At 45.0% G+C, this 21,079-nt stretch carries 18 protein-coding genes and 1 pseudogene; 12 read left to right on the top strand and 7 right to left on the bottom strand.

Features of this window, described 5'->3' with window-relative positions; all coding sequences use genetic code 11:
- Positions 1 to 297 precede the first annotated feature (297 nt).
- The 8 genes from ppsA (at position 298) to EI981_RS14840 (ending at position 9,944) form a co-directional block, all read left to right on the top strand.
- Entirely contained in the window at positions 298 to 2,892 is a 2,595-nt protein-coding gene (gene ppsA / locus EI981_RS14875) for a phosphoenolpyruvate synthase (RefSeq protein WP_126999400.1), read from the top strand.
- Positions 2,893 to 3,018: 126 nt separating this feature from the next.
- Entirely contained in the window at positions 3,019 to 3,417 is a 399-nt protein-coding gene (locus tag EI981_RS14870) for an Rrf2 family transcriptional regulator (RefSeq protein ID WP_126999398.1), read from the top strand.
- 396 nt (positions 3,418 to 3,813) lie between these two features.
- Positions 3,814 to 4,134, top strand: coding sequence for a thioredoxin (gene trxA, locus EI981_RS14865; RefSeq protein ID WP_126999396.1), 321 nt, complete (start codon positions 3,814 to 3,816; stop codon positions 4,132 to 4,134).
- A 304-nt stretch (positions 4,135 to 4,438) separates the two neighbouring features.
- The gene (locus EI981_RS14860; protein ID WP_126999394.1) at positions 4,439 to 5,374 is read left to right on the top strand and encodes a LytTR family transcriptional regulator DNA-binding domain-containing protein; all 936 of its coding nucleotides are present in this window, start codon (positions 4,439 to 4,441) and stop codon (positions 5,372 to 5,374) included.
- A gap of 179 nt (positions 5,375 to 5,553) precedes the next feature.
- A complete protein-coding gene (locus tag EI981_RS14855) occupies positions 5,554 to 6,399 on the top strand; it encodes an ABC transporter ATP-binding protein (protein ID WP_126999392.1) in 846 nt (281 codons plus the stop codon).
- The gene (locus EI981_RS14850) at positions 6,396 to 7,130 is read left to right on the top strand and encodes an ABC transporter permease (protein WP_126999390.1); all 735 of its coding nucleotides are present in this window, start codon (positions 6,396 to 6,398) and stop codon (positions 7,128 to 7,130) included. Before EI981_RS14855 ends, EI981_RS14850 begins: the two co-directional genes overlap by 4 nt.
- A gap of 58 nt (positions 7,131 to 7,188) precedes the next feature.
- Positions 7,189 to 9,498: an accessory Sec system translocase SecA2 gene (gene secA2, locus EI981_RS14845; protein WP_126999388.1), complete on the top strand. Its 2,310-nt coding sequence runs from the start codon at positions 7,189 to 7,191 to the stop codon at positions 9,496 to 9,498.
- A gap of 38 nt (positions 9,499 to 9,536) precedes the next feature.
- Entirely contained in the window at positions 9,537 to 9,944 is a 408-nt protein-coding gene (locus tag EI981_RS14840) for a GNAT family N-acetyltransferase (RefSeq protein ID WP_126999386.1), read from the top strand.
- 183 nt (positions 9,945 to 10,127) lie between these two features.
- On the opposite strand, the pseudogene EI981_RS14835 reads toward EI981_RS14840, so the two are convergent.
- Together EI981_RS14835 and EI981_RS14830 are read right to left on the bottom strand one after the other, a co-directional pair.
- Positions 10,128 to 10,539 (bottom strand): annotated as a pseudogene (locus EI981_RS14835) (EamA family transporter); the annotation flags it as partial.
- A gap of 26 nt (positions 10,540 to 10,565) precedes the next feature.
- The gene (locus EI981_RS14830; RefSeq protein ID WP_227011439.1) at positions 10,566 to 11,363 is read right to left on the bottom strand and encodes a helix-turn-helix domain-containing protein; all 798 of its coding nucleotides are present in this window, start codon (positions 11,361 to 11,363) and stop codon (positions 10,566 to 10,568) included.
- A 135-nt stretch (positions 11,364 to 11,498) separates the two neighbouring features.
- Here EI981_RS14830 and EI981_RS14825 point away from each other — a divergent pair, with 135 nt between their 5' ends.
- On the top strand, positions 11,499 to 13,268 hold the full coding sequence (locus tag EI981_RS14825) for a glycoside hydrolase family 2 protein (protein ID WP_126999383.1): 1,770 nt from the start codon (positions 11,499 to 11,501) through the stop codon (positions 13,266 to 13,268).
- An 88-nt stretch (positions 13,269 to 13,356) separates the two neighbouring features.
- Here the strand turns inward: EI981_RS14825 and EI981_RS14820 are convergent, their stop codons facing one another.
- Together EI981_RS14820 and EI981_RS14815 are read right to left on the bottom strand one after the other, a co-directional pair.
- The gene (locus EI981_RS14820) at positions 13,357 to 14,388 is read right to left on the bottom strand and encodes a nitroreductase family protein (protein WP_126999381.1); all 1,032 of its coding nucleotides are present in this window, start codon (positions 14,386 to 14,388) and stop codon (positions 13,357 to 13,359) included.
- A gap of 61 nt (positions 14,389 to 14,449) precedes the next feature.
- Positions 14,450 to 14,932, bottom strand: a complete 483-nt coding sequence (locus tag EI981_RS14815; protein WP_126999379.1) for a MarR family transcriptional regulator — start codon at positions 14,930 to 14,932, stop codon at positions 14,450 to 14,452.
- Positions 14,933 to 15,213: 281 nt separating this feature from the next.
- Here EI981_RS14815 and sufC point away from each other — a divergent pair, with 281 nt between their 5' ends.
- From sufC to sufB, 3 genes are read left to right on the top strand one after another with little or no spacing between them, the layout of a single operon-like run.
- On the top strand, positions 15,214 to 16,041 hold the full coding sequence (sufC, locus tag EI981_RS14810) for a Fe-S cluster assembly ATPase SufC (RefSeq protein ID WP_126999377.1): 828 nt from the start codon (positions 15,214 to 15,216) through the stop codon (positions 16,039 to 16,041).
- A gap of 17 nt (positions 16,042 to 16,058) precedes the next feature.
- Positions 16,059 to 17,375 (top strand): Fe-S cluster assembly protein SufD, encoded by a 1,317-nt coding sequence (gene sufD, locus EI981_RS14805; RefSeq protein WP_126999375.1) that lies wholly within the window; start codon positions 16,059 to 16,061, stop codon positions 17,373 to 17,375.
- 15 nt (positions 17,376 to 17,390) lie between these two features.
- On the top strand, positions 17,391 to 18,788 hold the full coding sequence (sufB, locus tag EI981_RS14800) for a Fe-S cluster assembly protein SufB (RefSeq protein WP_126999373.1): 1,398 nt from the start codon (positions 17,391 to 17,393) through the stop codon (positions 18,786 to 18,788).
- 636 nt (positions 18,789 to 19,424) lie between these two features.
- Here the strand turns inward: sufB and EI981_RS29670 are convergent.
- The 3 genes from EI981_RS29670 to EI981_RS14790 all read right to left on the bottom strand — a co-directional run bounded on the left by EI981_RS29670 (position 19,425) and on the right by EI981_RS14790 (position 21,053).
- Positions 19,425 to 19,595 (bottom strand): hypothetical protein, encoded by a 171-nt coding sequence (locus EI981_RS29670; protein ID WP_227011438.1) that lies wholly within the window; start codon positions 19,593 to 19,595, stop codon positions 19,425 to 19,427.
- Positions 19,596 to 19,603: 8 nt separating this feature from the next.
- Entirely contained in the window at positions 19,604 to 19,972 is a 369-nt protein-coding gene (locus EI981_RS29665; RefSeq protein ID WP_227011437.1) for an MFS transporter, read from the bottom strand.
- A 691-nt stretch (positions 19,973 to 20,663) separates the two neighbouring features.
- The gene (locus EI981_RS14790) at positions 20,664 to 21,053 is read right to left on the bottom strand and encodes a hypothetical protein (protein ID WP_126999371.1); all 390 of its coding nucleotides are present in this window, start codon (positions 21,051 to 21,053) and stop codon (positions 20,664 to 20,666) included.
- Positions 21,054 to 21,079: the final 26 nt, after the last annotated feature.

Raw genomic sequence — 21,079 nt, 5'->3', positions numbered from 1 at the left:
AAGGTTGCGGGGGAATTGTAGGCAGTGGTGTGGAAATATCGCTCGACATCCGTTTCACAGTTCAGGTATTGGACCCTGTTTTTGATGAGACAAATGTTAGCGGGAAATCAAAAAAGAACCTGGATAACCGTACCAGGTTCTTTATATATTGCACTCAAACAGACACGATGCTATAATCAGAATACGACTGTATTCATCTTTATGGACATAATTATTCTATCTTATACTTTAATTTTACCGTGCTGGTAAGCTCTTGTCAATTGTTTTTTTCTCAATTTAATGGTGAGGAGATGTTGTATGAGTACTTTGGTTCTCGATTTTCAGGAAATAGAAAAAACGCAGCTTTGGCTCGTTGGCGGAAAAGGGCTCCATTTAGGGGAATTATCAAAGATTCAAGGGATACAAGTACCGGAAGGATTTTGTGTTACAACAGCGGGGTACCAAAAAGCCATCCAACAAAACGAAACGTATCAGGTTTTGCTGGGTCAACTGACCATGCTAAAAGTAGAGGATCGAGACCAAATTGGTGAAATCAGCAGGAAGATTCGACAAATCATTACGGAAGTAGAAATCCCTTCCGATGTTGTGGAAGCAGTTGCTCACTATCTCTCCCAATTTGGCGAGGAACATGCTTATACAGTGCGTTCTAGCGCGACTGCTGAAGATTTGCCCCATGCTTCTTTTGCCGGTCAACAAGATACCTATTTAAATATCATCGGCAAAGATGCTATCTTGCAGCATATCAGCAAATGTTGGGCATCTCTGTTTACGGATCGTGCGGTCATCTACCGTATGCAAAACGGATTTGACCACAGGCAAGTTTATTTATCCGTTATCGTTCAAAAGATGGTTTCCCCGCAGGCATCGGGGATTATGTTTACCGCCGATCCGATTACTGGAAGCCGAAAGGTAGTAACGATCGATGCCAGTTTTGGACTTGGGGAAGCTCTGGTCTCCGGCTTGGTATCTGCCGATTGTTATAAAGTGCGGGAAGAGGGAATCGTCGAGAAGAGGATAGCAACTAAAAAGTTGGCTATCTATGGAAGGAAAGAAGGCGGAACAGAGACAGAGCAGATCGCTCCTGATCAGCAGATGTCTCAAACACTCACTGAGCAACAAATATTACAGCTGACACACATCGGAAGACAGATCGAAGCTTATTTTGGCCAGCCGCAAGATATCGAATGGTGTTTGGCCGATGATACATTTTATATTGTCCAGAGTCGGCCGATCACGACTTTATACCCGATCCCTGAAGTGAATGATCAAGAAAATCACGTCTATCTATCTGTTGCTCATCAACAAATGATGACAGATCCCATAAAACCATTGGGATTGTCTTTTTACCTGTTAATTACTCCTGCACCTATGCGTAAAGCCGGCGGGAGGTTGTTTGTTGATGTTGCACCTAGGCTGGCTACACCTGTCGGACGGGAAACTTTATTAAATACCATGGAATCCGATCCGCTCATCAAAGGGGCACTCATGACCATAATAGAGCAAGATTTTATAAAATTGTTACCATATGATCAAACGGCACCGATTCCCAAAAGAAGTAATACAGATATGCTTGCACAATTCGAGAACGATCCGACCATCGTTTCTGATTTGATCAAGCGTACTCAAACCTCGATAGAAGAGTTAAAACAAAACATCCAAGCGAAATCGGGATCGGATTTGTTTGATTTTATTCTGGAGGATATCCAGCAATTAAAGAAGATCTTATTTGATCCGCAAAGTACGGCTGTGTTTATGTCTGCTATGGAGGCTTCATCATGGATCAATGAAAATATGTACAAATGGTTGGGTGAAAAAAACGTGGCAGATACGGTTTCTCAATCCGTACCAAACAATATTACTTCGGAAATGGGATTGGCGTTATTGGATGTTGCGGATGTGATTCGTCCTTATTCGGAAGTCATTGATTATTTACAACATGCAAAAGATGATGACTTTTTGGATGAACTAGTTAAGTTTAAGGGCGGACGTGAAACTCGTGACGAGATCTATGATTTTCTCGGCAAATACGGAATGCGGTGTACCGGAGAAATCGATATTACGAGAACTAGATGGAGCGAAGAACCAATCACTCTAGTCCCGTTGATTCTTAGCAACATTAAAAACTTTGAGCCTAATGCCAGCAGCCGGAAATTTGAACAAGGGCGGCAGGAAGCTTTGGCAAAAAAACAAGAGTTATTGGATCGACTGAAGCTATTGCCGGATGGCGAACAAAAGGCTAATGAAACCAAACAAATGATCGACCTCGTTCGGAATTTCATTGGGTATAGGGAGTATCCAAAATACGGTTATGTTAGCCGCTATTTCGTTTATAAACAGGCTTTACTGAAAGAAGCCAAGCGACTCGTGCAATTCGGCGTTATTCATGAAACAGAAGATATCTACTATCTGACTTTTGAGGAATTTCATGAAGTCGTACGCACCAATCAATTGGATTACCAGATCATCGGCAAACGAAAAGACGAGTACAAATTATATGAAAAACTAAACCCGCCGCGCGTTATCACGTCGGATGGCGAAATCATTACAGGCGAGTACAAACGAGAAAACCTTCCGGCTGAAGCGATTGCAGGTCTGCCCGTTTCTTCCGGAGTTATCGAGGGGCGTGCGCGTGTCATTTTAAAAATGGAAGATGCCGATCTGGAAGAAGGGGATATATTAGTCACCTCCTTTACCGATCCCAGCTGGACCCCCTTATTTGTAAGCATAAAAGGGTTAGTCACCGAAGTTGGCGGACTGATGACCCATGGAGCAGTTATCGCGCGTGAATATGGCTTGCCGGCAGTTGTTGGAGTGGAGAATGCTACCAGACTGATCAAAGACGGGCAACGAATTCGCGTGAATGGAACAGAAGGGTACATTGAAATATTGTAATGGTTGAATACTTCATGGTATATGTCACATCAAAATCCACAACATGGACAGGCCGATAGAAGGTTGACAAATTATCGACTTCGAGGATATTATAGATACAATAAATCTTTGAATGAAGGTGGTACCATGAAGTTTACTAAGGCCACGAATTATGCTCTGCACACCATGCTCGCTCTTATTGACGCTTCTTCGGTTAAGCCAATAGGTGTTCAGCAATTAGCAGAGATACAAGGTGTTTCCCCAACCTATCTTTCCAAAATTTTAACAAGGCTAGTGAAAGCAGGGATGATCGAATCTGTTTCCGGAGCAAACGGAGGTTATCGTTTATCTCGAAAGAAAGATTATATTACATTTTTGGATATTATCCATGCCATTGAAGGGAATGCCTCGTTGTTTGAATGTGATTTTGTCCACGGGGACGAATGCTCGATTCAAGCTGTAATGAAGGAAGCCGAAGAGAAAATGGAAAGCTACCTTAAAAACACAAAGTTGACGGACCTGGTCAAAAATCAAACACTGGATTAAGGTAACCTTGTTCCATTTCATACTAAAACGATGAATGCAAATAGTTAAACGTAAAAATTTTATTCTTATAATAGATATAACTAGTCTATAATGTCTGCTTTAGAAGGAGTTGAACAACATCATTTATGATTGCATCATTATTGGCGGGGGAAGATTTCTAAGCTCGTTGTAGTATATTATGAGTTATTACAGATATAAAAACTCTTTAATAACTTCATAAATTAAATTGTAAATTGTACGTAGTAAAGACGTGATGATTAAGGAGGTGATGATATCCCATCAATCCATCATGGGTACTAGAAAGATTGATAAAAATATGGCTCTTTCGGACTCGATCCAAATGAGCGGTTGTTATTTAAAATGTGTGATTCATAATGATTAAGGAGGAGTATACTAATGACTATTTGTCACTCTACGGATCTAACCTTTAAAAATGATTTGAAAAATGAAGGTTTTACATTAGTTAATTTTTGGGCACCATGGTGTGGGCCTTGCCGCTCTTTTGCACCAATACTTGAGAAGTTCGATCAGGAATATAGCAAAGAAGTGAGGTTGCTAAAAGTTAATGTAGACGAACACCCGAATACTGCCGCTCATTATGGAATTATGAGCCTTCCAACTACGATTCTGTTTAAAGAGGGTGAGCCGATCGATAAATTTATTGGAGCTGTTCATATTGATAAATTGAAACAGTTCATATCAGATAAAAAGATTTAATTCACATAAAGAACAAAAACAACTCGATTCTAATGAGTAAAAAAGCTCTCAACGAAAGCCGTTGGTACAATCGACGGCTTTCATTATATTGAATAATAAAACAAAATTCTGCGCTGGTTCAGGGGAGTATCTGGCAATTTAACCTCTAGTATCAGCGCTCTTTAGCTTTCTTTCATATAAGTAGTCATCAGTTTGCCGCCAATGCCGTTTCCCTTATATTTTTTGATAGAAACTGACAAAGAAGTACCCTAACATTATAATTGTTATATATATCCTATAGCGGCACTGAGCAGGAGGACGGGGCATGCAATTTCAACCAATGTATTTTGATGGGGAATTATATCTACCAAAGATCGAATTAAATATGACATCAAACCATTCGATTGGCATTATAACAGACTTGAAGCGAAAGCAGCTTTTACTGAATCAATTAGTGAATCATTCCCAATATTATTTATTTCGAGCTGGGCAAAGCGAGTATATGCGTTTAACGGTGGAGGAGCTAATCACTTTCCTAATCAAAGTAACGGAGAGGGATGAGCGTGTCGCTTTGTTAATGGATTATTTTGCTTTGAAAGAAGAACGGAAGGTAAAAGTCCAGAATCTAAGCTCATCAAAAAGGATGTATGTGACATTGCTGCGTGTCTATTTTGCGCATCAGCCTACACTTGTACTGGAGGAACCCTATTTTTACTTGGAAGAGCAAGATCGTCGTCAATTTAAACGGATTCTAGATGACCTTTTGAAAGAAAAGCAATTATTAATTTTAACGTCGAATTTGGAGGATGCCCTTATTTCCTGTGATGCCATTTATCGATTGAACGAATTCGGATTTCATCCATTGGATATTCGGGACTCAGAAGAAGATAAGCAGGAAGAGCAGAAACAAGATGAGGCTAATATAACCTTGCAGAAGATATCTACAAAAAGAAATGACAAAGTGATTTTATTTAATCCGCCTGAAGTTGATTACATAGAAAGTATAGATGGTTCGATCCTTGTTCATGTAGATGGGGAAAATTATGACTGTGCTTTGACGCTAAGCGAGCTCGAGCGGAGATTGTTAAATTTCGGATTTTTTAGGTGTCATCGATCCTACATCGTTAATCTACAAAAAGTAAGAGAGATTATTACATGGACGAAGAATAGCTATAGCTTGCGATTAAATACAAGTAAAGATGCCGTGGTTCCGTTATCTCGTTCAAAATTGCATGAATTAAAAACACTTCTTAACATTTAAAATGTTTGCGAAGCAAACATAACTTCGTAAGCATATGCCATTTCCAGGGTAATGCCGAACCAATCAAGCATTGGGTGGTACCATTCAGGCGATAATAGCTACATTTCGGCGGGTTTTGATGGCTGGAATCATGCAATCTTTATATACTTAAGCCATCAACTCTAAGGAAGTGGAGTTCAATGAATGTTATCCAAGTAGAACATATTCGAAAGAGATTTGGAAATAAGGATGCCTTAGCAGATGTGTCTTTCTCCGTTCCAAAAGGAGAAATTTTTGGTTTCCTGGGTCCGAGTGGTTCGGGAAAAACGACATTAATAAAGATTTTAACGGCGCAATTAAATCCGACAAGTGGACAGGCAAGTGTATTTAGCCAGTCAGCGAAGAGGATGCATCAGTCTGAACAGAAGATGCGCTTTGGCATCTTGACGGATAACAGTGGTCTATATGAGAGATTAACAATTGAGGAAAATCTGGAGCTGTATCGTAAGTTATATGATCTTCCTAAATCTTCGATCGATAAGGTGCTGCATTTTGTTAACTTGAGCGGAGAACGCAAACAGAAAGTCAGTCGCTTATCGAAAGGGATGCGTCAGCGTATCATGTTGGCATGCGCGGTAATCCATGAGCCGGAATTATTATTTTTAGATGAGCCTACTTCGGCTTTAGATCCGGTAAACTCAGCACATATTTATAAAGGCTTACACTACTTAAATGAGAACGGGACAACGATTTTCTTAACTACGCATGATATGGCTGAGGCAGAATTGATGTGTAACCGTGTAGCGATTTTGTATCAAGGACAAGTCCAAGCCCTCGGCTCGCCCAAGGAACTTAAAAAACAGCATCGGGAAAACGTAGTTTTTGTTGACTTAATAAATGGGGAGGCATACGAGCTCCCGTTAGATGAGGGAACGGCTGATCAAATCGCCGATTGGATGAGACGAGGCTTAATTGATCGATTGGAAACGAAAGAACCAAGTCTAGGAGATATCTTTATTAAAATGACAGGAAGTGAGTTACTATGAGTATCTCCTTAAAACGTGCCGGGGCGATATTTGTGAAGGATTACAAAGAGTTTTCACGTAATTATGCGGTCTCCATTAGTTTGATTTTTCCAATTGTGTTAGCACTTCTTTTTCGAGGTGCAGGCCCGTCTTTGGGTATAGGCCCATCTGCGAATGGAGCTTTCGCTTTCGGTCTTGTTCTTAATACTTCATTTGTGTTACTAACGTGTTTAGTACAAGTAAGCTTGTTTGCGGAAGAAAAGGAGCGTAACACTTTACGGTCATTAATGATGACTCCGGCCACGACCATGGATGTTTTAATCGGTAAAAGTACTTTAGTCTTTGTAATGTCTACTGTTGTTCTGGCTATTGCGACGTATATAATGGGCTATGAGCCAGCTAGTATATGGGTGTTTGCGGCAGCAATCATTCTTTCGATTATTATATACATAGCAGCCGGGACGATATGCGGCTTATTCTCCAAGACGTTGCTTGAAGCATCGTTATCTATACTTCCTGTGGCGTTCGTATTCACTGCGGCACCATGGGGGGCGTTTCTAGTGGATGATTATCCAATTTTAAAAGTGTTGGAGTATGCGCCAAGCAGTCAACTTGTACATTTGCTAGGTATACCCAATATAGGCTTTACGACGGGTGATTTATTAAAACCTCTCCTCATTATTTTGGCATGGACGATTGTATTTACGATTGTATCTGTTGTTTTGTATCAACGACGGTTAAAAGATGAGTAGGGAAAAACTTTAGCCACTATAGAATCGCTTATTGCTACCGAGGGGAGATCAAATTCCGATGAATTTAGCCGTCAAGTTGATACGAGAATTCAAAGATCGCGATACCCGGCATAAGCTGAAAGGCTATCGGGACAAAGCGGAGCTCATCAGGAATCGGAATTTGGAAGCCTGGGACGATGGGCAGCTTCAAGCCGAATCGCTGCGGCTGAAAAAGGAAGCAAAATCGGGTACGCCTTTGGATGGGCTGCTTGTCGATGCCTATGCGCTAGTCTGCGAGGCAGCGAAGAGAACGCTCGGATTACAGCCCTACGATGTTCAGATCATGGCTGCTATCGCTCTGCACGAGGGATTTTTGATCGAGCAGCATACCGGCGAAGGGAAAACACTCTCTGCTGTTATGCCTGCTTATCTAAATGCGCTGACTGGCGAGGGCGTTCATGTGCTGACTTTTAACGATTATTTGGCAAAGCGAGATGCGGAGTGGATGGGCCCGATCTATCGATTCCTCGGGTTAACGGTAAAGCCGGTTCAAGCGGGCATGAGCCTGTTAGAGAAACGGGAAGCGTACGCCGCGGATATCACCTATGTTACGGCCAAAGAGGCGGGATTTGATTATCTGCGCGACACGATCGCTCTAGACGAAGCAGATACCGTGCATCGTCCTTTCCACTACGTCATCGTCGACGAAGCGGATTCACTGCTTCTCGACGAAGCGCGAGTGCCGCTAGTCATCATCGGCGAGTCGGAATCTTCCAGCAACGACGGTATTCGTTTCGCAGAAGTGGCTCGGCAGCTCAAGCAAGTAGAGCATTACGACTTCGATGAGTTCCAGCGGAACGTTTACTTGAATGAAGCAGGCTCCGCAAAAGCGGAATCGATGCTGAGATGCGGCAATTTGTACGATAGCCATAATAGTCATTTGTTAACGTCATTAAATTGCGCGCTCCATGTGGAATCATTATTAAAAAAAGACGTCGATTACATCGTTCGGGACGGTAAAATCGAGCTGATCGAAGAATATACCGGCCGCGTGGCAGAGAACAGGAATTTGCCGGACGGGCTGCAGGCCGCGCTTGCGGCCAAAGAAGGGCTGCAGCCCTTAGCCAGCGGGAAAATTCTCGGGACGATCACCCATCAACACCTTATTAGCCTGTATCCGAGGATATGCGGAATGACGGCTACCGCGCACGCTTCCGCAATAGAATTCGAACATAGTTATGTGCTGCAGGTCATGCAAATCCCGCCGAACCGGCCAAACATACGGATCGACCATCCGCACCGGATTTATACCCATAAAGAAGCTAAACATAAGGCGTTAGTACAAGAAATTTCGTCCATCCATGCGACCGGGCGTCCAATTCTCATTGGTACGTCAAGCGTCGAGGAGTCTGACACGCTGGCGAACGCACTAGCGGTTGCTGATGTACCTTGCCATGTTCTGAATGCGAAAAACGACGCGAAAGAAGCAGAGATCATCGCCAAAGCAGGAGAGATCGGCGCCGTGACGGTGTCAACGAATATGGCGGGGCGCGGCGTCGATATTCGGCTCGGTGGTGACAATCCTACGCAAGCAGAGATTGTCGCCAAGCTGGGCGGGTTGTACGTGATTGGTACACATATGCACCAAAGCGTGAGGATCGACAATCAACTGCGCGGGCGATCTGGCCGCCAAGGCGACCCGGGAGCTTCCGTATTTTTCGTAAGCTTGGAGGACGAGGTGATGCTTCGGTACGGCATCAATAAAGCGATCCGCGTTCCTAGGCAGAACGAGGCTCTCAAGGGGGCGGATCTTCACAGCAAAATTGCGCATATTCAGCGCGTTATTATGGGCCAAAACTTCCATATCCGCCAGGAACTGAACTGTTATTCGGATATGGTGGAGGAACAGAGGCGTATTCTGTACAAGGAGCGGCTTGGAATTTTGAAAGGCGAAACGCCGATGAGCCCTTCGGAGCAGCGGGTACGGCTTTATTATATCGACAAGTTCTGGGCTGACCATCTAGCATACGTTTCTTACATCCGCGAAAGCATCCATTTGACGGGTCTTGTTAACCGCAATCCGATCGACGAATTTCATGCGCAAATCATCCAAGCATTCGAGCAAATTCCGGCAAAAATAACTAGCGAGTCAGCGAAAATGCTTGTAAAGCTTGGAGGTACGAATGATCCGGCAATATGGGAAAAGTTCGGTTTGAAGAGCCCTACTTCCACTCGGACTTATATTATCAACGATCAATACATGGAGTACTTGCAGAGTCCCAGTTCATGGAATTCAGTGACGATCATCGCCTATTGGCTTCGCAAGATTTCGTGGCCGATTATTCGGGAGGTCAAAATTTTGATGCAGCGTAGCCCCTTTCGAGGATGATTGGGACGATTTATATGACTAATCTAGGAGGCAAAAGAGTGGACACTATAAATTTTACAAAAGAACCACCTAATGATTTTGCGCAATTACTTTCCATCTATGAATCATTAGGATGGAATTCACTTGAATTATCCGTTGATGATTTGAAGCAAATGTGCAATCAAAGTTGGTACGCAATTTATGCTTTTGATAATTCAAAATTGGTGGGAATGGGGCGTATTATATCGGATGGAGTAATTACTGGAATTATATGTGGTCTATGTGTTCTGCCGAGCTATCAGTCTAAAGGGATCGGCAAAGAAATGCTGAATCAATTGATTGGCCATTGCGAAGAAAATCGTGTAATCCCTCAACTTTTGTGTACAGAAAGCTTGGAATCCTATTATGAGTCTTTTGGATTCAGGAAATTTTCCGTAGGAATGACAAGGAATATAAATAGAACATAATGATGATAATTTCAATGTGATTACGGTACGCCAAAACCATAAATAATCAATCAGGGAATAAGGAAGAGGTTGCCCAAAAAGTCATTCATTAAGACTTTTGAGGCAACCTTTTTGGTTTTATCTATCACATGAAATATCTACTATCGACATCTGCGTCCTGGCCGTAAAGTGTTGATATTGATTTTATCTTAAATAATGGTTGTCTGCTTTAACTAAAGATTTTTTGTTCCAAATATCAAATCGAAAGTTGCTGTTAATAATCCCGCCCAGAATAATGATCACCCCAATCCACTGAGACCAGCTTATGGCTTCCCCCAGCACTAAAGAGGACATGGTAATGACTACCGGCAATTCGGATGATGTAAGAATGGTTCCCAATCCGGAACCGACATGCGGCATTCCAATCGAGTACAGAGGGGGGAAGAACGCCGCCGAATATGCCCAGTGCTAATCCATAAGGAATGATCCCCATAAATACATCCCAATCAAATAAAAACGTTGGCGGAAACACGATAAATACAGTCAATACGCCTCCTGTGGAAAGAAGAGCGCTTTTTAAAATAGGAGGGGTTTCCTTTTCGACCGAGCCACTCAACTCAGTACCAAAATATATTTTGCAGTTTACGGCAACTCGGCAACATCAGATCTTCCTCTGTATTCACTTGGAGTTAGTCCTACGAACTTTTTGAATTGCCGCATAAAATGTACATCATTCTCATAACCGCAGATTCCAGAAATATGGCTGATCGTATACGATGTGTTCTTTAGTAAATAGGAGGCATATCCTAGTCTGTTAAGGATGATATCGTTAATTACCGATATGCCAAAGATTTGTTTGTACATATGCTGAAAATAAGACCGACTCATATTCATCTTATCCGCCAAGAACTCGACAGTGTACCAAGTAGATGGGGAACTGAAAACTTCATTTCTCAGGTTTAGGAACTGATCATAGTATTTGCTGATCTGATGATGTGGCTCCAGATGATTTCGTATATCGCTAAGTTTCATGAACAGGCAACGAATGGTATAATCGATGATCTCATTTCGGAAGGTTCCGTTCTGCAGATTCTCCCAATGAATCTCATTCACTTTTCTGGAAATATAGAAGGGGTCGTATGCTTTGATTAAGGTATCTAGAGGGAGATTCAGCCGATCAAAAAAAGCATCGGCGGCCTCCATTTCAAAATGGAACCAGTCATGGACCAGAGGCTGTTCGGCATCCCGGTAGAAATACGGGCTGTTTTTGTTAAAAATAATAAAGGTATTAGGTTCAACAAACACAGTCTGCGATTGCACCCTAAGCTCCATTTTGCTCCGGAAGAATAAAAAAACGTAATCCCCGGAGCCTTCCGGGCGATCGACCGTAAAGCCTTCTGGATGAATCACATGATAACCGCATCGCTTCAGATGTATCAATGAAGTTCACTCCTCAAAAGGATAATAGATCAGTTATTAGATAGGATAAGTTATTTTCTTTCTCTAAACAAGATAGTAATCTGTGATAAGAAATACAGAGTATACTTCAGTGATTAGAGAGGATAGGTGCCTAAGATGTCCACAACAGCTACGAAATTTTATATAAAAAACTATCCAAGACCCCAATTTGTAAGGAGTAAGTGGGTGGATCTGAACGGGGAGTGGGATTTCAGTTTCGATGATGACGAAGTTGGTGTTGCCGAACGTTGGATGGACCATTTTCCGGCCGCACTAAAAATAAACGTTCCATTTACCTATGAGACCCGGGCGAGCGGGATCGGTGAGGAGAAGTTCCATGCGCAGATCTGGTATCGCAGAAAACTGACACTTTCCCCTGCGGCAGAAGGGAAACGGACAATCCTGCATTTCGAAGGCGTGGATTATAAAGCCACCTGTTGGGTGAACGGTAGTTTTACGGGGGAGCATGAAGGGGCATATGCTCGATTTTCCTTGGATATTACCGACCAGCTGGGTCAAGACGCCGAAAATGAAATTGTGCTAAAAGTAGAAGACAGCGATAGCTGTCTGCAGCCTCGGGGCAAGCAGCGCTGGGCCGGGCGAAATCATGATTCGTTTTATGTGCAGACAACAGGTATTTGGAAAAGCGTCTGGCTCGAGCATGTCCATGAAACCCGCTTGGATATGGTGAAAATGACGCCGGACATTGACGGCCAAAAGATTCGGTTTGACTTCCGCTTTAACGGTACGAAGAACAAAAATGATCTGCGGCTGGAGACCGAAATTACATTTAAAGGGGAAACAGTAAGAAAGCTGAGCCTTTCGGTGGACAGCGCCTGGCTCATGGCGGAAACCGGCATGATGAGCGGCATCAACGGACCTTGGCTGCAAAACCTGTGGTCTCCGGACCATCCAAATCTATTTGATGTGGAGTTTGTGCTGTATGAAGGAGAACAAGAGATCGACCGGGTGGGCTCCTATTTTGGCATGCGCAAAATCTCGATCAGAGATGGCCAAATCCTGCTGAATAATATTCCCCTTTACCAAAGATTGATTCTGGATCAGGGCTACTGGACCGAAAGTCATCTGACACCTCCGTCCGAAGAAGCACTAATCGAAGATATCGAGGCGATCACCCAGATGGGCTACAATGGTTTGCGCAAGCACATGAAAATCGAAGACGCTAGGTTCCTGTACTGGTGTGATGTCAAAGGCATGTTGGTCTGGTCCGAAATGGCGGCTGCTTTTGAATATAACGATGAGGCTGTGGAGCGTTTTACCAAGGAATGGATTGAGGTTGTGCAGCAGCAGTACAATCATCCCTGCATTATTACCTGGGTGCCTTTTAACGAATCCTGGGGCATTCAGAATATTATCCATGACGACCGGCAGCAAAAATTTACGGAAGGCATTTATTATTTGACCAAATCTATCGATCCTTATCGTCCAGTCATCACCAATGATGGATGGGAGCACACTATTTCTGATATTTTGACTCTTCATGATTACGTGGAACGAGGCGAAGATTTGTATGAAACCTACAAAGATAAAGACTCGATTACGGGCAGCAGCGGTACGTACAACGAGTGGAAATTTGCGTTCGCCCAAGGCTACAGTTATAGAGGCCAACCGATTATGATCAGCGAGTTTGGAGGGATTGCTTTCAGGAGCGAGCATGGCTGGGGTTACGGCAATCAGGTTGATAGTGAGGAAGCTTTCCTCGAGCGATTCGGCAGCATAACAAGAGCGATTAAAGCAATCCCGTTTATTTCCGGCTACTGTTATACGCAGATTACAGACGTGCAGCATGAGGTGAACGGCCTGCTTACCGAAGATCGAAAACCGAAAGTGGCGCTGGAAAAGATCCGAGAGATTAATTTGGGATAGAGTAGCTAAAGAGAATGCAGGATTAGTAGGATAACGACAAGCAGTCCACCCTTCAGCAAGGGTAGACTGTTTTTTCTTTCTTATATCTTCATAGATGCGTGATGTTAAGGAATGGGGGAGGGGAGGAGTGCGAATCCGACGGTCGATCGTTTTCTCCGAATTCCAGCAGTGCTACGATCCGCTCGCCCGACTGAATGCCAAACGGCTCACACTGATCCGGGTCATAAATCCAATCCGGTATCGATCGGCGCGAGTACCATGATCTGGATTTAACCAACAGTTGAACGTTCTGGATCAAACAGCATACCGCCGCGTAATCCTCCTCCTGCTTGTGGGGATCGGCTTCTTGCTTTGCCACAATAAGGAGAAAAGCTGACGATGCATCTCCAGACGAATCCGAGAGTTTTGCGACTGCTTCGTTGCCCGTCACATGGATAAAGCGCCATGGCTCCCTTAGTCCATCGTTCGGTGCCCAGACGGCGTCATTCAGCACTTCAAGAATGCTCTGCGCCGAAATCCGTACACGATCCGACGGAAGACCATCCGCTTGCCCGCCTCCGCCAATTGCGGTCCATTTCTGCTCCGCCGGCGTTCTTCTTCGGGCTCTCGGCGCTTTATCGAAATACCCTACATGCAAAATTCCAGCAAACCTTTCACCTGCCTGCAAACCGATTTCTGTTAGAAACGCCTCGCTATGAAACATAGGGTCCGTGTCCCATAGCGCGCCCAACCCGCGATCCCAGCCAAGCAGCTGAAAATTTTGCATCACACTACAGACTGCAGCGTAATTTTCGTCGCTCTGCCGCTGATCGGAGGCGGACTCCGCAATGAAGATCAGGTGAGCAGGGATATCCGTTATTCGTTTGACGAAGAAATCGATCATTTTAGCGGGAATGAGCTTGCCGAATCGGCTTTCCTTCATCTTGGTCATCATGCTGTCCACCAACCTATGACGCGACTCAGGCGTGTTCGCGATAAGACAGCGCCAGCGCGGCGCACCTTCAGCTTTGTAGAGGCAGGCCGCATCATTTATCAAGGATCCGACCAGTTCTGGCGCTACCGGTGTTGTGCTGAATCTCCGGATGGTTCTGCGTTCTTTGATCGTTTGGGAAAAATTCAATATGATTCCTCCTTGCTATTTTTGTTTACTAGTAAACAAAAATTTTAAAAAAAATTACTACTTATCTCTCGTCTATATACCGGGACATCCCTTGGAAAAACTTGAAAATCGTCTGCAGCTCGCTTCCGGAGTAATCGTCCAAAAATCGCATAAAGCGCTGTTCCTCCTCTTCGTGCAAATCCCGATGCAAATCGTACATCTGCTTCCCATGGAGCGTTAGACGAAAATACACCTCTTTACGATTGTCGTTCAGCTGGGTCCGGCGAATGAGGTCAAGCTCAAGCAGCTTCTTACTGATCTTGGTAATGCTCGCCTTGGACAATTTTAATTTTTCTGCAATCGCGGAATGGTTAATCGGTTCATAACGGCCGATGCAATCCAGCACATGGATGGTCGATAGATTACCAGGGATGCTTTTCAATTGACGGAGCTGCACCATATTTTTGATCTCTTTAAGTTCCAGCTCCATTCGTTGTTCATGCAAATGAGAGAAGTGAAGCAACTGTTCATAAATTAACGCTTTGATGCTGTCAGGATAATCCATTGATCCGGAATCACACTCCATATTGTTAACTTGGAAAGTAAAATATCATAATTTATTAGATTCAGCAAGTGCCGCAACCAAGGGTTTTCTCAAATGATCATTGACAATGAGAATCATTATCACATATTATGTTTACTAGTAAACAAAATACCGATGCTCTGGGGAGGTATGGTAACGGAAGCCTAAAAATTATGAGCATAAGATCAAATGGATATGTATCTGGTCAGCAGTTTTGTAGGAATATGAGTTGAACTACGCATATGAAAAGGAGTGGCGATGAAATGACAGTGAGCCTGCGGATTGAACAATTGAAGGCGGCAGTAGAAGGCAAAGAGATCCTGAAAGGTCTGAACCTTGAAGTAAATGGCGGAGAAATTCATGTCGTGATGGGACCAAATGGAACAGGGAAGAGTACATTGGCCTCAGCTTTGATGGGGCACCCCAAGTACGAAGTGACAGAGGGGATTGTTACACTGAACGGAGAAGATTTGCTGGAGATGGAAGTGGATGAAAGGGCTCGGGCAGGATTGTTCCTGGCTATGCAATATCCGAGTGAGATCACCGGGGTCACGAATTCCGATTTCATGCGCAGTGCGATCAATGCAAGGCGTGAAGAAGGCCAAGAGCTTTCGTTGATCAAATTCGTGCGGATGATGGAAGCAAGCATGCAGACGTTGGAGATGAACCCGGAATTTATGCATCGTTACTTGAACGAGGGCTTTTCCGGAGGGGAGAAAAAGCGAAATGAAATTTTGCAAATGATGATGCTCGAGCCGTCTTTGGTCATATTGGATGAAATTGACTCCGGTCTGGATATTGATGCGCTGCGCATCGTTGCTGAAGGGGTTAACGCTTTGCGCAGTGCAGACCGCGGATTTTTAATTATTACCCATTATCAGCGACTGCTTAATTATATCAAGCCGGACTTCGTACATGTGATGATGCAAGGAACCATCGTAAAGTCTGGGGGGCCGGAATTAGCGGAACGGTTAGAAGCAGACGGATATGAGTGGATCAAAGAAGAGCTGGGTATTACAGAGGAAGCTGTTGCTCCGGACGAAGAAGAGTCATTTCAAATTCCGATGCAAACCAAGTCACCGCGTATCTGAAAGGGGAGAGTCGTAACATGACAATGAACAGTGCAGAGAACCGGGTATCAGGGCAACTTCAATATGAAGCGGAACCGGATTGGCTGACTATGTTGAGGAAGAGAGGCTTGGATGCCGTTAGTACCCTGCAGTTGCCCAAGCTGGAAAAGACGAATCTGCAGCGCTGGCCTATACCTCAGCAAGGCATTTACCGTAAGCCAGAGTTAGTGATGTCTCTCGATGAATTACCGGAATCCATCAGGAAATGGGTGTACTCTGACAATGTGCTGGTACAGCGGAATTCGGGCCCATTAATCAAGCACCTGACGGAAGGGCTGCGGGAGCAAGGCGTTATTTTAACCGATTTGGAAACAGCGGCACGTCAATATCCGGAACTTGTAAAGCCCTATTTGATGCAAGCAGTCGAGACTGAAGAGAATCTGCTTACCGCGCAGCATGCCGCGCACTGGAGAGGCGGAGCTTTTATTTACATCCCTGAGGGGGTTCATGTGGAGGCCCCGCTGCAGACGCTATTTTTTGTAGACGAATCCGATACGCTCTTTATGCCGCATGTATTGGTGGTAGCCGAGAAGCGCAGCTCCGTAACACTGGTGGAGAATACCATGTCCTCCTTAAATAAGATTGTGGCGGTGAATCAAGCCGTTATGGAAGTATTCGTAGGCGAAGGGGCAAAGGTCAATGTCGTGTCATTGCATCAACTGGAAAGAGACTTGATCGACCTGACTTATCGGCGCGCCATCGTTGAACACGACGGACAAGTCAACTGGTTGATTGGCGAAATGAATTGGGGCAAGACGATGAGCGATACGGTATCTGTCCTCAAAGGCGAAGGGGCCGGTTCGGATATAAAGTCAATCTTGGTGGGATCCGGTCGTCAGACGATGAATATCACAGCCCGGACGGTCCATATCGGCAAGAATTCGCCAAGCGATATGGTAATCAGAGCGGTGATGAGAGAGCAGTCAACCGCTATATTGAATGGAATCACCAAAATTGAGAAGGGGGCAACAGGCGCGAACGGTCAGCAGACAGAAAAAATATTGATGCTGCATCCCGAGGCGCGCGGCGACGCCAATCCGATCCTGTTGATTGATGAAGACGATGTGAAAGCCGGACATGCTGCCAGCGTCGGGCAAGTTAATCCGGAACAGCTGTATTATTTGATGTCCAGAGGAATTAGCCGAGTAGAGGCCGAGCAGCTAATCGTGTATGGGTTCCTTGCTCCCGTCGTGGCCGAAGTACCGCTGGAGGGTGTAGCCACTCAGCTGCAAGCGCTCGTGGAGCAGAAGTTGGGACAAATCAAGGAATTGGATCAAGCAAGCATATCTGAATAAGGAGGATGACAACATATGGCCAAGGAAATGGTGGAGCTGGGGGAATATCAGTACGGCTTCAAAGATGCGCATCAAGCGGTGTTCCAATCTGGCAAAGGACTGACTCGTGAGATTGTTGCCACCATCTCGGAGATGAAGGGGGAACCCGACTGGATGCTCGACTTTCGGCTAAAGTCGCTGGAAGTGTTCCAAAGTATGCCGGTGCCTGCATGGGGTGGCGATTTGGGAGCCCTGGATTTCAATGATATCCAATATTACGTCAAGCCTTCCGAGAAGCAGGGCAAAACTTGGGAGGAAGTGCCGATCGAGATTAAGCAAACCTTTGACAAGCTTGGTATACCGGAAGCGGAACAGAAGTTTCTTGCCGGGGTGTCGGCCCAGTATGAATCCGAAGTCGTCTATCACAGCATCCAGAAAGAGCTGGAGGAACAAGGGGTTATATTCACAGATACCGACACAGCGCTGCGCGAGCATCCGGATCTGCTGCGTCAACATTTTGGCACCATTATTCCGCCGAGCGATAACAAATTTGCCGCACTGAACAGCGCGGTATGGTCCGGAGGAAGCTTTGTCTATGTTCCGAAAGGGGTAAAATGCGAGGTCCCTTTGCAAGCTTACTTCCGCATCAATTCGGAGAACATGGGACAATTCGAAAGAACGCTCATTATTATGGAAGAGGATAGCTTTGTCCATTATGTAGAGGGCTGCACGGCACCGATTTACAGCACGAACTCGCTTCATAGTGCCGTTGTAGAGATCATCTGTAAGCGAAATTCCCGTGCGCGATATACAACTATTCAAAATTGGGCGCCCAATATTTACAACATGGTGACAAAGCGGGCGATAGCCGAAGAAAACGCAACTATGGAATGGGTGGATGGCAATATTGGCTCGCGGCTGACGATGAAATACCCTTCCGTAGTGTTAAAAGGACGCGGTTCGAAGGGGAACATGCTCTCGATTGCGGTCGCTGGCAAAGGACAGCATCAAGATGCTGGGGCCAAAATGATTCATCTGGCTCCGGATACGACATCGACCATCATATCAAAATCGATCAGCAAACACGGTGGTAAAGTTACGTATCGTGGTCTGGCTTCTTTTGGACGAAAAGCTTTTGGCGCCAAGTCTAACATCAAATGCGACACGCTTATTCTCGATAATGAATCCACGTCAGATACGATACCTTATAACGAAATCATGAACGACAATATCACGCTGGAACACGAAGCGACCGTTTCCAAGGTATCCGAGGACCAGCTCTTCTACTTGATGAGCCGCGGCCTGTCCGAAGAAGAAGCGACCCAGATGATCGTGATGGGTTTCATCGAGCCGTTCACGAAAGAGCTGCCCATGGAATATGCGGTGGAAATGAACAGGCTTATCAAGCTGGAGATGGAAGGCAGTATAGGGTAGCCAGGGATATAGCTTACCTTCCTTAATGATCAATTACATTCCATAGGGAGTTTATTGCCTTGAAGAGCTAGAAGTATTTACAAGAGCAAGATCAAGCAGGTTACCGATCCAGACAAATATAAGTTGCGCTATGCGGTATTGTTGACCATGACAAACCACTAGCCGATCACCCATGGCGTTCCAGTGCTTCCGGGCTAAGCTTGGAATGAAATTGCCGCTGATGTGTCCGAATGGATGTTTTGTTAACTAGTAAACAATATGAGTGAATGGATGGTTAAACCTGCTATGGATCGAACTTAGCTCACCTGTCCACAACGATGGGCATCAACGATTTGAACATTTTATCAACGCTTATTGTAGTTCTGGCTCTACCATTTGTTTGTATAATTCGTTCCAAACGGGAGAAGGAACGGGCAATCGATGGCTCTTTGGCCAATCCCTTACGTTAATCATCTCGTATCTCTAGTAGAGTACGATCATTCGTAGAGCGATAGAGAACAACATTATCAATATATCAGTACAATTGGTTGTAAACTGTCCTTTAGTGAGAAAGCGGCAGCCGGTTCATGGTGACTGGCTGCCGCTTTTTATTGTGTTTTAAATAACCTGGTTCGTAGGTTACGCTTGGTATCCCTGTTATCGGGGGAAGCCGTGTCTCTTCGCACTCCACGCAATAATCAAAGCCACAAGCAGCAGAATCAATAGCACTACTGGAAACGACTGTGCACCCACAAGCTCCAGCAAAGTACCGCCTACGATTCCTCCACCAGCGATGGCCAGATTCCATACCGTGGTATTAATTGGCATTGCGATATCTACGCCTTCTTCACCGCTTGCAATGGCTTACGCGGCTTGCAGCAGGGTGGCGGCGCCCCCGAAGGTAAGTCCTCGCAACGCCACGGCCGAATAGACAACCGGTGCGATGTGTCGCCTCCCCATAGGGTAGCGGACGTAAGTACAAAACCGACTAGACTGATCAATACCAGCAGGCGCAACATGCGGTCGATGAGCAGGCCAACGACCCAGATGGAGACATGGGCGGCTAAGCCAAAGACTAGCAAGACAAGATCAACACGTCCTCCGAGTCCGGAAGGCTCGAGAAACGGCGCAATATACGTATATAAAATATTATGTACCAACATCCAGGTGAGCACAACCATGAGAATCGTGCGCAAGCCGGGCATAACAAACACCTGCCCTACGGTCATTCTTTTATTTGCTAGTCGCCTGGGATAATCCAGCACTTCCCACAACCCAACCGATAAAAAAAAGAGCGAGAAGAGACATGACACCGAATACGGCACGCTAGCCGATCAGGTCGCCGAGTAAGGTACCGATTGACACGCCGAAGGTTAGGGCAATCGGCACTCCTACCACCGCGACCGCCAAGGAGCGTCCTTTTAAGGTACCCGGCACCATACGGCGCGCGTAACCAGCGATCATTCCCTAAGCCGCGCCGGCGGCTACACCGGCGAACAATCGAGCAACAAGCGTCAAGGCATAGCCGGCCGACAAAGCAGTAATGGTGTTGAATCCAGGAAACCCGCAATAATAGAGAGCAGCAGCGGACGCCGGTAAACATGGCGAATGGAATGGCTGCCACGAGCGAGCCTATCGAATATAGGGTGACGAACTGTCCAGCCATCAGTGTTATTGTTTATGCTGAGACTCTCTCTTGTTCTTCGCGTCAAAGTTAGGGGAATATTTGTGCGTCGGAGAATATTTTTCAGAAATATTATCAGTATAGAGAATTGGATCGTGATTAAACAAGGCGAAATCAACCATAAAAAACAGCACCTCTTATTTCGAGGTGCTTTCGCAAATATTTGTAACAATGGATGATTAGATCAAAAATGATCGCTTTTCATTGGAGATTTAGAATGGCTTTCTTATTACTTTGATGATGCGAGCACCACCTCGGATAAGCTTATTTGCTTCGTTACGGTTTATTCTTACTAGAACAGAAATGTCTGTCGAGTTTTCAACGTCAAAGACCGAAAAAATCCGATCATTAGCAAACAATACGCCTTTCAACTCAACTTTTTTTCCATTACTTGGTTTTGGAGGCGTATCTCGAAAGATAGTCCGCATCACGCCTGCACGAATGAGGCTCGCAGCTTGTTTGGCAGTCGTTCGGACAGCAAATACTGGGTCAATTTCGACCCCAGGTGCTTTAGCCTCCACTTCAACAATTAGGAAAAATTGGTTACCGATCTTTGCAATACTATTCGCTCCAATAGTTACCGGCTGGACTGTTTTCGCCATGTCACGTCACCTCCCTGGGGCATTAT

Origin of the sequence: Paenibacillus lutimineralis (assembly GCF_003991425.1) — a bacterium.
GTDB classification, from domain to species: domain Bacteria; phylum Bacillota; class Bacilli; order Paenibacillales; family Paenibacillaceae; genus Fontibacillus; species Fontibacillus lutimineralis.
This window is presented reverse-complemented; position numbering and strand designations above follow the sequence as displayed.

Bases quoted from the DNA above. Each gene is read 5' to 3' on its own strand.
- ppsA (WP_126999400.1), top strand. From the start codon at position 298: ATGAGTACTTTGGTTCTCGATTTTCAGGAAATAGAAAAAACGCAGCTT.
- EI981_RS14870 (WP_126999398.1), top strand. From the start codon at position 3,019: ATGAAGTTTACTAAGGCCACGAATTATGCTCTGCACACCATGCTCGCT.
- trxA (WP_126999396.1), top strand. From the start codon at position 3,814: ATGACTATTTGTCACTCTACGGATCTAACCTTTAAAAATGATTTGAAA.
- EI981_RS14860 (WP_126999394.1), top strand. From the start codon at position 4,439: ATGCAATTTCAACCAATGTATTTTGATGGGGAATTATATCTACCAAAG.
- EI981_RS14855 (WP_126999392.1), top strand. From the start codon at position 5,554: ATGAATGTTATCCAAGTAGAACATATTCGAAAGAGATTTGGAAATAAG.
- EI981_RS14850 (WP_126999390.1), top strand. From the start codon at position 6,396: ATGAGTATCTCCTTAAAACGTGCCGGGGCGATATTTGTGAAGGATTAC.
- secA2 (WP_126999388.1), top strand. From the start codon at position 7,189: ATGAATTTAGCCGTCAAGTTGATACGAGAATTCAAAGATCGCGATACC.
- EI981_RS14825 (WP_126999383.1), top strand. From the start codon at position 11,499: ATGTCCACAACAGCTACGAAATTTTATATAAAAAACTATCCAAGACCC.
- EI981_RS14815 (WP_126999379.1), bottom strand. From the start codon at position 14,932: ATGGATTATCCTGACAGCATCAAAGCGTTAATTTATGAACAGTTGCTT.
- sufC (WP_126999377.1), top strand. From the start codon at position 15,214: ATGACAGTGAGCCTGCGGATTGAACAATTGAAGGCGGCAGTAGAAGGC.
- sufD (WP_126999375.1), top strand. From the start codon at position 16,059: ATGACAATGAACAGTGCAGAGAACCGGGTATCAGGGCAACTTCAATAT.
- sufB (WP_126999373.1), top strand. From the start codon at position 17,391: ATGGCCAAGGAAATGGTGGAGCTGGGGGAATATCAGTACGGCTTCAAA.
- EI981_RS29670 (WP_227011438.1), bottom strand. From the start codon at position 19,595: ATGCCAATTAATACCACGGTATGGAATCTGGCCATCGCTGGTGGAGGA.
- EI981_RS29665 (WP_227011437.1), bottom strand. From the start codon at position 19,972: ATGCCCGGCTTGCGCACGATTCTCATGGTTGTGCTCACCTGGATGTTG.
- EI981_RS14790 (WP_126999371.1), bottom strand. From the start codon at position 21,053: ATGGCGAAAACAGTCCAGCCGGTAACTATTGGAGCGAATAGTATTGCA.